Below are 9,852 nucleotides of genomic sequence, written 5' to 3'. Positions count from 1 at the left end.
CGCCCGCGCGCCGCCGCGCGGGCGGCCCGCTCGCCGTCCCGCCCCTCATCGGGCGGCGGCGGTGAACGGGGCCAGTTCGACGCCGGATTCGCGCAGCCGGTCGGCGACCGTGCGGGCGATCTCCACCGCGCCGGGACTGTCGCCGTGCACGCACACCGACTCCGCCTCGATGCGCACCGGGGTGCCGTCGATCGCCGCCACCGGTTCGCCGCGCACCATGTCCAGGCACCGCTGGGCGATCTCCCCGGCGTCGCCGAGCACCGCGCCCGGCTCCCGGCGGGAGACCAGGGTGCCTTCGGGGGTGTAGGCGCGGTCGGCGAACGCCTCGCGAACGGTGCGCAGCCCGGCCTGTTCGGCGCGGTGCAGCCACACCGACCCGGGCAGGCCCAGGACGGGCAGGTTCCGGTCGTAGACCGCAACGGCCTCGACGACCGCCGCGGCCTGGTCCTCGTGGTGCACGATCGCGTTGTAGAGCGCGCCGTGCGGTTTGACGTAGCGCACGCGCTCGCCCGCTGCGCGCGCCATGGCCTCCAACGCTCCGAGCTGGTAGAGGACGTCGTTGGTCAGTTCGGCCGGCGGCATGTCGATGAACCGGCGGCCGAACCCGGCGAGGTCGCGGTAGCCGACCTGGGCTCCGATGGCCACTCCCCGCTGCGCGGCGCCCACGCAGGCGTCGCGCAGCACCGTGGGGTCGCCGGCGTGGAATCCGCAGGCCACGTTGGCGCTGGTGACGATGGACAGCAGTGCGGTGTCGTCGCCGAGCCGCCAGTTGCCGAAACTCTCGCCCAGATCCGAATTGAGGTCGATGCGCAATGCCGGTCCGCTCCTCTCCCTTTCCGTGCGGCGGGCCGCGGCCCGCCGCCCTGATACCCCGGTCGTGGCCTGCTGCCCGCAGGCGCACGGGCCGACCGCGGCGACCGCGTCTGCCGGCAGGGGCCGTCCCCTGCCGGCAGGAGGCACGCGGCGGTCGGCGGCGCTACTGCCACAGGCCGGCGATGCCACTCAGCGAGTTGACCGCGATGTAGACGGTGACCAGCCAGGCCAGGATGCCGATGCCCAGCAGCCAGCGCGGGTAGCGGTAGCCGTGCAGCAGGTCCGCCCAGCGCCGCGCCGCCACCCAGAGCATGATGCCCAGTCCGACCGGCAGGATCAGCCCGTTGAGCGCCCCGGCGAGGATGAGCAGGGTCTTGGGCGCCTGGCCCAGGGTCAAGAACAGCACGGCGCACACCGCGATGAACCCGGCGACAAGCCAGTTCCGATTGCGGTTCAGCCCCGGCGAGAACGTCGAGATGAACGAGATCGAGGTGTATGAGGCGCCGATGACCGAACTGATCGCCGCTGCCCACATGATCAGCCCGAACAGGCGGCGGCCGACCTCGCCCGCGGCGGCGGTGAAGGCCGCGGCCGGGGCGTTGGGCGAGTCGAGGATGGCGGCGCCGCCGGTGACCACGCCCAGCACCGCCAGGAACAGCAGCACCCGCATGACGCCGGTGACGACGATGCCCACGACCGAGGTCTGGGTGACGGCGGCGACGTTGCGGATGCCGCCCTGGCCGTTGTCGACGAGGCGGTGGGCGCCCGCGTAGGTGATGTAGCCGCCGACCGTGCCGCCGATGATGGTGACGGTGGCCAGGAACAGGTCGCCGCCGAGCTCGTCGGGCAGCACCGACTGGCGCAGCGCCTCGCCCACGGGCGGGTCGGACACGAAGGTGACGTAGAGGGTCAGGCCGATCATCAGCACGCCCAGCGCCACCAGGATGCGGTCCAGGGCGACGCCCGCGCCGCGCAGCAGGAACAGTGCGATGGCGACCGCGGCCGACAGTGCGCCGCCCACCTTCATGTCGATGCCCGCCAGGGCGTCGAGCCCGAGCGCGGTGCCGGCGATGTTGCCGACGTTGAACACGACACCGCCGAAGAAGACCAGCGCCGCCAGCACGTAGCCGGCGCCGGGCAGCACCTTGTTGGCGAGGTCTTGGGCGCGGGTTTCGGCGACGCCGATGACCCGCCAGATGTTCAGTTGGACGGCTATGTCGACCAGGACCGACACCAGGATCGCGAAGGCGAACGTGGCGCCGAGCCGGGCGGTGAACTCGGTCGTCTGGGTGATGAATCCGGGGCCGACCGCGCTGGTGGCCATCAGGAACATGGCGCCGAGCAGGCTGCTGCTCAGCAGGATGCGCCGGGGACGCGGCGACTTCCGGGTGGCTTCGGGGATTTCGCTCATGCGGAGTCTCCAGGGGATGGGTGCCTGAGAACCAGTGAGGCGCCCACGGCACTGTGAGACCCTCATCACTCAGATTGTTGAACAATACTCCAATACTTCAATTTCTGTCAGGTGTGCCGTCCGTAAACTTTCGGATACGGCGGCGCCGCCCGCCGTGCGCGCTCCGGAGGGGGATCCGCGACAATGGAACCGGTCCATCCCCACGGACAAGACCTGACGACAAGGAGTGCGCGTGACCGCCACCGGCGACTGGATCGACGACCTCCCCGACGCCGGAGAGGACCTGGAACGCTCCAGCACCGCCGAGCGGGTGGCCGACCTGCTGCGCGGCCACATCATCAACGGCGCGCTGGCGCCGGGGGCGCGGCTGTCCGAAGAGCGGTTGGGCAAGAAGTTCCGGGTTTCCCGCAACACGCTCCGCGAAGCGTTCCGGCTACTGGGCCACGAACGGCTGCTCGTCCACGAGTTCAACCGCGGCGTGTTCGTGGCCAAGCCCGGCGCGGACGACGTCACCGACCTGTTCCGGATGCGCCGCGCACTGGAGCTGGCCGCGGTGCACGCCGGCGCGCAGGCACCCGCCGAGGCGGTCGCCGCCATCGGCGCGGCGGTCGAGCAGGGTGCCGCGGCGCGCGGCCGCGGCGACTGGGAAGGCATCGGCACCGCCAACATGGCCTTCCACCAGGCGATCACCGGGCTGCTGGGCAGCCCGCGCGCCGACGAGGCGATGCGCCAACTGCTGGCCGAACTGCGCCTGGTCTTCCATGTGATGGCGGCGCCGCGCGAGTTCTACGCGCCCTACCTCGACCGCAACCGCGCGATCTACGACCTGATGGCCGCGGGGTCGTTCGGCACCGCGGCAGCGGAGCTGACGGGCTACTTCGACATCGCCGAACAGCAGCTCGTGCGCGCCTTCACCACCACCCGCACCAGCGGCTGAGCAGCGGGGGCCGCTGCACCAACACCGGCACCGGGCGGCGGCCCGGTCCGGCTTTGCCGCCTGCTCCCGCGGCCGGGAGCGGCCGCGGGAGCAGGCGGGCGGTGCAGGTGCGGACCCAAAGGTCAGTTCTTGGCCTTGGGGCGGCTGCTGCCGCCGCCCGGGCGCTGGGCGGGGTTTTTGCGGCGGGCGGTGGGCCGGGGCGGCTGGCGCGCGACGTGCCGCGCGGCGCCGGAGGAGCCCGCAGGTTCCCCGGGGAAACCGGGGATGATGCGGCTCGGTTCGGCCCGGGGTTCCTCGCTGGTGACCGCCAGGCGGTCGGGCAGGTCGGATGCGGAGTCGTCACCGGAGGGGGCTCCGGCGCCGGGGGCTGCGCTGGTGCTGTAGTCGACGGCCGCGGGGAACCGGGCGGCCGCAGCGGTGCCGGCCGGGGCCTCGGCGGAGTCGGCGCCGGAGCCGGTGTCGGCGCCGCGGTCGCGGGAACCCGGCTGGTCGGCAGCGCGGCGCCGGGCCCGGTAGCGCGCGGCCAGCGCCGTTGCGATCGGCCATTCGACCGGTGCCGGCTGGGCCAGCGCCGCCCACAGGTAGGCGCGGGTGCCCCATGCCTCCATCGCCCGCCGCGAGCGGGTGATGGTGAAGAAGGTGGGCGCCGCCAGTATGAGCTGCGGCCAGGCCAGTGCGAGCGCCGCCAGCAGGGGGAACAGGCCGCCGACGACGATCGAGGCGCACGCGCCCACGACGACGGGGGTCAGTGCCAAGGCGATGCGCAGCGTGGTGATCTGCCGGAAGCGGTGCAGCGACCGGCGCACCGACGCCTCGGCCGAGAGGCCTTCTGGCAGCGGGGTGGGTTGGACCAGTAGCGCCAGCAGCAGCGAGGCCACCGCAACGGATCCGGCAAGCAGGATGGTCCAGCCCGGGGCGGAGACCGTACCGCCCACCAGGAGCGCGGTGACGGCCAGGACCGGGACCGGAACCGGAACGAAGAAGAGTACTTGGCGCCAGAGCTGGCCGGATTCGGTCGGACGTCTCAGTGCCGCCGTCATTCTGCTGAACTGCTTGTTGACGCGACCAAAGATCACTGCTGTGGCACCCCCCAAACTCAAGCTGCGGTATCCGTGCGAGTGGGAGTCCCCGTTTCCCCTGCGCCCGGGCCGGGGCGAAGCCGCCTCGGCCCTGGTCTTCCGGATCCCGCCACCACCCGCTGCCTAACGCTATACGCTTCTCGGTGGTCAAGTGCCCGATCAGGGCGGATTTCCGCCCCGATTTCGGCACAGGCGAGCGCTCCTGGTACGGGCCCGCGAGCGCACTGCGGTCCAGTGGTCGAACAGGAACAACAGGGGTGGGGGACATCCCGGTACATCGGCGATCATTGTTGTACTCCCCCGGATAGTGCGAATCAATCACGCATATGGGCAAAGATCGCAATCGGTCCGGCACCGGGCGCCCGAACCGTCGGCGCACGCCGCACGCACGCAGCAGGACGGGTCGCCGCGGCCCCGCAGCGGTCCCGGCCGGCCGCCCCCGCAGTGCAGAATCCCGCGCCGGTGCCGGCTCAGGTCTGGCGCTCGGACAGCCGCCCCAGGGTGATGGCGATCCGCAGCGTGAACGAGCCCCGCCCGTCGGCCGGCGCGTGGCCGGTCAGCTCGGCGATCCGGCTGAGCCGGTAGCGCACGGTGTTGGCGTGCACGAACAGCATCCGCGCGGTGGACTCCAGCGACGAGGCGTGCTCCAGGTACACCGAGAGCGTGTCCAGCAGCGGCGATCCGGCGCGGCGCAGCGGCAGGTAGATCTCGTCGACCAGTTGGCGGCGGGCAGCGGTGTCGCCCTCCAGCGCGCGTTCGGGCAGCAGGTCCTCGGCGCGCACCGGTCGGGGCGCGTCCGGCCAGGCGATGGCCGCGCGCAGCCCGTTGACCGCCGCGCTCACCGAATGGTTGGCCACCCGCAGGTCGCTGACCGCAGGCCCCACGACGACCGGCCCGGCGCCGAACAGCCCTGCCAGCGGCTCGGCCGCCGCCATAACCGCCGAGTCGCCGGTGAGCTTCTCGCTGATGCCGATGACCGCGATGACACGTTCGCCCTGCACTCCTGCCAGCACGTCGTGGCCTGCGCGCCGCGCCGCCAACCGCAGGTCCTCCAGCGTGGCTTCGGACTCCTGCTCGCCCAGACTGCCCGCCAGCGCCATCACCGGTGTGCGCGACCAGCCCAGCGCCGATCCCCAGGTCTGCAGCCCTTCCTCGCGGTCGCCGTGCAGCAGCGCGTCGACGACCAGCGCCTCCAGCCGGGCGTCCCATGCCCCGCGCGCCTCGGCCGCGCGGGCGTAGACCTTGGCGGAGCTGAACGCGACCTCGCGGGTGTAGTGCAGCACCGCCTCGCGCAGCTGCTGCTCGCCGCCCGGCGCCGCCAGCTCGTCGACCTGGTTCTCGACCACGTCGATGACCACGCGGATCATGTCGACGGTCTGCTGGAGGGTGACCGAGCGGGTCAGCTCGCGCGGCGCCGTGCCGAAGACCTCGACGGTGATGGCCGGGCGCCCCCGCACCGGATTCTTGAACCAGTCAACGAAGGCGGCCACGCCCGACTGGGCGACCAGGCCCACCCACGAGCGGTCCTCGGCCGACATCCGCCGGAACCAGGACAGCCGGCTCTCCATACGCGCGACCGCGGCGGTGCCCAGGGTGCCCATGGCGCGCTCCAGGCGCTGGACGGTGGCGGCGCGGATGGCGTCGTCGTCCGACGCCTCCGGTCCGGTGTGTTCAGTGGAATCCGTGCTCACCCTTCTAGACTGGCACCAACGCAGGTGCAGCGCAGACGCCGGTTGCGCCCATCGCCGCCCCGGCCGGCCCCGGAGGCCGCCGGGGCCGGCCCGCGCCGGGCCGCAGCGGGGACTGCCTGCGACAGGGCAGGCCAAGGTGTGATCCGTACCGCATCTCCTCCGGGCAAAATGTCCGTCTTGTAGGAGAGCCACAAAGGGGGACCCGCTATTTTCGTCTGGGTCCGCATCCGTTCAGCAGGGGTTCACAGGGCACGCTTGATGGCGTGCTTGTCATCGTTGCTCCCGGCCAGGGCGCTCAGGTGCCCGGATTCCTCTCCCCCTGGCTCGAACTTCCCGGTATGGCCGACCACTTCGAGCAGTGGTCCGAGGTCGCCGGTCTGGACCTGAGGCGCTACGGCACCGACGCCGACGCCGACGAGATCCGCGACACCGCCGTCGCCCAGCCGCTGCTGGTCAGCGCCGGGCTCGCGGCCGCCGTCGCGCTCTTCGGCGACCTCGATACCGCGCCCTCCTCGGTCGATGCCGCGGTCGGCCACAGCGTCGGCGAACTCACCGCCGCTGCTCTGGCCGGCGTGCTGAGCCCCGAGGACGCGCTGACCCTGGTCGCCGAACGCGGCCGGGGCATGGCCGAGGCCGCCGCCCAAACCGCCACCGGCATGACCGCCCTACTCGGCGGCGACCGCGGCGAGGTGCTGGCCGCCCTGGAAACCCACGGGCTCACCCCCGCCAACGACAACGGCTCGGGCCAGATCGTCGCCGCCGGAACCACCGACCAGCTCGCCGCGCTCGCCGCCGACCCGCCGGCGCGCGCCCGGCTGCGTTCGCTGTCGGTGGCCGGCGCCTTCCACACCCACCACATGGCACCGGCCGTGGATCGGGTGGCGCGCCTGGCAAAGGGCACCGAGACGGCCGATCCCCGCACGCGGCTGCTCTCCAACCGCGACGGCGCGGTTGTCGCCGACGGCGCCGAATACCTCGATCGCCTGGTCCAGCAAATCAGTACGCCCGTGCGCTGGGACTCCTGTACTGAGACACTGGCCGGACTGGGCGTGACCGCCGTCATCGAACTGCCCCCTGCGGGCACCCTGACCGGATTGGCCAAGCGCGGGCTGCCGGGAACCGAGCGGCTGGCGGTCAAGACGCCCGACGATCTCGACCGCGCCCGCGAGCTCATCGCCGAGCACGCGGGAACCACCGCTTCCCGACAGGAAGGCCGCCCCTGATGAACCTTCTCCCCGCGGCGGCCGGCGCACGCGTTCTCGCGTTCGGCGAGTACCAGCCCGCGAACGTGCTCACCAACGACGACCTGGCCCAGCGCGTCGACACCAGCGACGAATGGATCCAGAGCCGCGTCGGCATCAAAGAGCGCCGTATCGCCGGGCCGGAGGACACCGTGGTGTCCATGGCCGCCGCAGCCGGCGGCAAGGCACTGGCCGCGAGCGGTATGGCGCCGGCCGAGGTGGATCTGGTCATCGTCGCCACTTGCACGCTGACCGACCAGATCCCCAACGCCGCGGCGCGGGTCGCGGCGCGCCTGGGCATCGCCGCTCCGGGCGCCTTCGACATCAACGCCGCCTGCGCGGGGTTCTGCCACGGGCTGGGGCTGGCCGCCGATGCGGTGCGCTCCGGATCGGCGCACAACGTGCTGGTCATCGGCTCGGAGCGGCTGTCCGACTGGCTCGACTGGGACGACCGCTCCACATGCGTCATCTTCGCCGACGGTGCGGGCGCCGCCGTCGTCTCCGCGGCCGAGGCCCCCGGTATCGGCCCGGTAGTGTGGGGCAGCTCCGGCGATCGCGCCGACAAGATCTACCTGCGCGATGGCAAGTACCTGCACCAGGAGGGCCAAGCGGTCTTCCGGTGGGCCACCACCGAACTCAACGCCGTGGCCGCCGAGGCGCTGCGCCGGGCGGGTGTCGGGCCCGAACAACTCACCGCTTTCGTGCCCCACCAGGCCAACCTGCGTATCGTCGAGGCGATCGCACGCAAGCTGGGGGCGCCGCAGGCGATCATCGCCCGCGATATCGTCACCGCGGGCAACACCTCGTCGGCATCGGTCCCGCTTGCGCTGGCGCGCATGTCGGGACGCGGCGAGCTGCCCTCGGGGAGCCTCGTGCTCACCATGGGATTCGGCGCCGGCCTGAACTACTCGGCCCAGGTGCTGGAGATTCCCTAGACATCCGCGGAGCACGGACCGGACCACCGGGCCACCGCGGACGGACGGACAAACCCGCATTAACCAAAAGGAGAACCCCGACAATGGCGCACACTGAGCAGGAGATTCTGGCCGGCCTCGGCGAGATCGTCGACGAGATCGCCGGAGTTTCCGCCAGCGAGGTCACCCCGGAGAAGAGCTTCGTTGACGACCTGGACATCGACTCCCTGTCGATGGTCGAAATCGCCGTCGCCGCGCAGGACAAGTTCGGCGTCGAGATCCCCGACGACCAACTCAAGGACCTGAAGACGGTCCAGGACGTCATCAACTTCATCCAGAAGTAGCGCGCCGCGCGCCGCGCCCGCCGGCCGAGCGCCGGCGGGCCGGGCACTTTCCCGCGTTCTCCGACCACCCCGTCCGCCGAACCGGCCGGGATTTCGACCAACCCGACGAGAAGGGCGATCTGGACGATGAACACCACCGACGTCGTCGTTACGGGACTCGGCGCCACCACCCCGCTGGGAGGTGACGTCGCCAGCACCTGGTCCGCACTTCTCGAAGGCCGGTCCGGAATCGACACGATCCACGAGGACTGGGTCGCCGACCTCCCGGTCCACTTCGCCGGGCAGCTTTTCCAGGAGCCCTCCGAGCGGCTGCACCGCGCTCGGCTGCGCCGCCTGGACCGCACCCAGCAAACGGCCGTGATCGCCGCGCAAGAGGCGTGGGCCGATGCCGGCGCCCCCGACATGGACCCCGTCCGGCTGGGCGCCGTGGTCTCCAGCGGCATCGGCGGCATCCTGACCATCCTGGAGCAGTACGACACCTTCCGCGAGCGCGGCTGGAAGCGCGTCTCGCCGTTCACGGTGCCGATGCTGATGCCCAACGGTCCCGCGGCCGCGGTGGCGCTGGAGTTCACCGCCCGCGCCGGAGCCCACGCACCCGTGAGCGCCTGCGCCTCCAGCGCCGAGGCGATCGCCGACGCCGTCGACATGATCCGCAGCGGCCGCGCCGACGTGGTCATCGCCGGCGGCACCGAGGCCGCGATCCACCCGCTCAACATCGCCTCCTTCGCGTCCATGCGGGCGCTGTCCACCCGCAACGACGACCCGCAGGCCGCGTCGCGGCCGTGGGACACCCAGCGCGACGGTTTCGTCATGGGCGAGGGCGCCGGCATCGTGGTCCTGGAATCGGCCGAGCACGCCGCCGCCCGCGGCGCGCGGGTCTACGCGGTGGCGGCGGGCGCCGGCTACTCCAACGACGCCCACGACATCGTGCTGCCCGAGCCCGAGGGAACCGGCCAGACACGCGCCATCCGCGCGCTGCTGGAGGACTCCGGCCTGGAGCCCTCCGACATCGCCCACGTCAACGCGCACGCCACATCGACTCCGGCGGGCGACGTCGGCGAGACCATCGCCATCCGCGCGGCGCTGGGCGACTCCGTCGCCGACCGGGTGGCGGTCACCTCCACCAAGTCCATGACCGGGCACCTGCTCGGCGGGGCCGGAGCGGTGGAGTCCATCGCCACGGTCCTGGCGCTGTACGAGGGCCGGATTCCGCCGACGATCAACATCGAGGAGCTCGACCCGGAGGTGCGGGTCGACGTCGTGCGCGACAAGCCGCGCGACATGCCCGCCGATGCGGTCGCCGCCATCAACGAGTCCTTCGGTTTCGGCGGCCACAACGTCGCCATCGCGTTCCGCCGGCCCTAGATCGTTGATGGGAGTTTCCCGAACCGGCTGCGGGCATGGCGAAGGGCGCCGAAGATC

At 72.1% G+C, this 9,852-nt stretch carries 9 protein-coding genes; 5 read left to right on the top strand and 4 right to left on the bottom strand.

What is annotated here, in order from left to right:
• Positions 1–45 precede the first annotated feature (45 nt).
• Both ACYVD5_RS05445 and ACYVD5_RS05440 read right to left on the bottom strand, forming a co-directional pair.
• Positions 46–813, bottom strand: a complete 768-nt coding sequence (locus tag ACYVD5_RS05445; protein WP_460999798.1) for a LamB/YcsF family protein — start codon at positions 811–813, stop codon at positions 46–48.
• A gap of 163 nt (positions 814–976) precedes the next feature.
• Positions 977–2,224, bottom strand: a complete 1,248-nt coding sequence (locus ACYVD5_RS05440; RefSeq protein ID WP_460999797.1) for an NRAMP family divalent metal transporter — start codon at positions 2,222–2,224, stop codon at positions 977–979.
• 232 nt (positions 2,225–2,456) lie between these two features.
• On the opposite strand from ACYVD5_RS05440, the gene ACYVD5_RS05435 reads away from it, so the two are divergent.
• On the top strand, positions 2,457–3,161 hold the full coding sequence (locus ACYVD5_RS05435) for a GntR family transcriptional regulator (protein WP_460999796.1): 705 nt from the start codon (positions 2,457–2,459) through the stop codon (positions 3,159–3,161).
• Between the two features lie 122 nt (positions 3,162–3,283).
• On the opposite strand, the gene ACYVD5_RS05430 is transcribed toward ACYVD5_RS05435, so the two are convergent.
• Both ACYVD5_RS05430 and ACYVD5_RS05425 read right to left on the bottom strand, forming a co-directional pair.
• A complete protein-coding gene (locus tag ACYVD5_RS05430) occupies positions 3,284–4,201 on the bottom strand; it encodes a hypothetical protein (protein WP_460999795.1) in 918 nt (305 codons plus the stop codon).
• Between the two features lie 509 nt (positions 4,202–4,710).
• Entirely contained in the window at positions 4,711–5,931 is a 1,221-nt protein-coding gene (locus ACYVD5_RS05425) for a PucR family transcriptional regulator (protein WP_460999794.1), read from the bottom strand.
• 338 nt (positions 5,932–6,269) lie between these two features.
• Between ACYVD5_RS05425 and ACYVD5_RS05420 the strand changes: the two genes are divergently transcribed.
• The 4 genes from ACYVD5_RS05420 to fabF all read left to right on the top strand — a co-directional run bounded on the left by ACYVD5_RS05420 (position 6,270) and on the right by fabF (position 9,795).
• Positions 6,270–7,154 carry an ACP S-malonyltransferase gene (locus ACYVD5_RS05420; RefSeq protein WP_460999817.1) on the top strand — a complete coding sequence of 295 codons (885 nt, stop codon included), beginning with the start codon at positions 6,270–6,272 and terminating at the stop codon, positions 7,152–7,154.
• Positions 7,154–8,107, top strand: coding sequence for a beta-ketoacyl-ACP synthase III (locus ACYVD5_RS05415; protein ID WP_460999793.1), 954 nt, complete (start codon positions 7,154–7,156; stop codon positions 8,105–8,107). Before ACYVD5_RS05420 ends, ACYVD5_RS05415 begins: the two co-directional genes overlap by 1 nt.
• Before the next feature lie 83 nt (positions 8,108–8,190).
• Entirely contained in the window at positions 8,191–8,430 is a 240-nt protein-coding gene (locus tag ACYVD5_RS05410) for an acyl carrier protein (RefSeq protein WP_460999792.1), read from the top strand.
• 126 nt (positions 8,431–8,556) lie between these two features.
• A complete protein-coding gene (gene fabF, locus ACYVD5_RS05405) occupies positions 8,557–9,795 on the top strand; it encodes a beta-ketoacyl-ACP synthase II (RefSeq protein ID WP_460999791.1) in 1,239 nt (412 codons plus the stop codon).
• Positions 9,796–9,852: the final 57 nt, after the last annotated feature.

This window comes from Streptomonospora sediminis (assembly GCF_054778995.1).
This window is presented reverse-complemented; position numbering and strand designations above follow the sequence as displayed.

Coding starts and splice junctions, on each gene's coding strand:
- ACYVD5_RS05440 (WP_460999797.1), bottom strand. CDS start 2,224: ATGAGCGAAATCCCCGAAGCCACCCGGAAGTCGCCGCGTCCCCGGCGC.
- ACYVD5_RS05430 (WP_460999795.1), bottom strand. CDS start 4,201: ATGACGGCGGCACTGAGACGTCCGACCGAATCCGGCCAGCTCTGGCGC.
- ACYVD5_RS05420 (WP_460999817.1), top strand. CDS start 6,270: ATGGCCGACCACTTCGAGCAGTGGTCCGAGGTCGCCGGTCTGGACCTG.
- ACYVD5_RS05415 (WP_460999793.1), top strand. CDS start 7,154: ATGAACCTTCTCCCCGCGGCGGCCGGCGCACGCGTTCTCGCGTTCGGC.
- ACYVD5_RS05410 (WP_460999792.1), top strand. CDS start 8,191: ATGGCGCACACTGAGCAGGAGATTCTGGCCGGCCTCGGCGAGATCGTC.
- fabF (WP_460999791.1), top strand. CDS start 8,557: ATGAACACCACCGACGTCGTCGTTACGGGACTCGGCGCCACCACCCCG.